1 pseudogene is annotated in these 848 nt (G+C 66.6%); it reads left to right on the top strand.

Annotated features, from left to right (window positions below):
- Window positions 1-734: pseudogene (locus EOA38_RS37835) on the top strand (peptidase M15); the annotation flags it as partial.
- Between the last annotated feature and the right edge of the window lie 114 nt (window positions 735-848).

The raw sequence follows: 848 nt of genomic DNA, 5'->3' as shown, positions 1-848 counted from the left end.
ACGTGCCGTTCGGCATGGCCAACGCGGCGGAAGCCGCAGCGGCGGATCCTGCCAAGGTGGCGGTCAACAACATCCCGCTGCCGACCTGGCGTCCCGATCGCTCCACTCCGGCTGAACTGTCGCCCAAGGACAAGAGCGTGCTTCTGGCGCTGGCGGAAACGGCCTCGCAGGACAAGAGCGCGACCGATGCCTTCTCGGTGCTGCCGACGGCGCGGCCCGACGCGGGCAAACCGGATGAGATCAAGGCTGTCCTCGAACAGGCCAGCGCAACCACCGAAGCCGGTCCGAGCGGAGCCGAATATGCGGTCGCTTCACTATCGGAGCCTCAGCCTCGCTCGGCGTTCAACGATCCGTCGGGCCTCGATGCGGCCTCGCCGCGTGAAGCCATCGCCGCCCGTCCGGCCGGCACCGATCCAGCGCAAGCGATCGGCGCCGGTGTGAAGACGACGCGCAAGGAGGCCAGGGCTTCCACCAGCGACCTGCGGCCGGGACCGAAGGCGATGGTGGTGGCAACGCCGCCGCAGGCGGCGCGTTGGGCGCTGGGCAGCGGCGAGAACATCGCCACTGTTTCCGACCCGACGACGGCGCCGCGCTATGCCTATAATATGGTGCATACGCCGCCGAGCGAGGTCTACACGGCCGGCTTCCAGACGGATGCCCAAATGCCGGATGCCACCCGTTTCACCGGCAACGCCGTGAAGTTCCTTTCGGTTGCCCGTTTCCAAACGAAATAACGAGCCCGCCGGTGCCGCGAAGGCCCCGTTTTTGGACAACGGCGCGGCTTTTGCTTCTTCATCCATGGCGGCATATTTGACCGCCGGCCATCCCGCTTCGTCTAATGGTAGGAC

Source organism: Mesorhizobium sp. M1E.F.Ca.ET.041.01.1.1, assembly GCF_003997355.1.
GTDB lineage: Bacteria > Pseudomonadota > Alphaproteobacteria > Rhizobiales > Rhizobiaceae > Mesorhizobium.
Note: the sequence above shows the minus strand (reverse complement) of the source record. Positions and strands in the feature narration are given on the sequence as shown.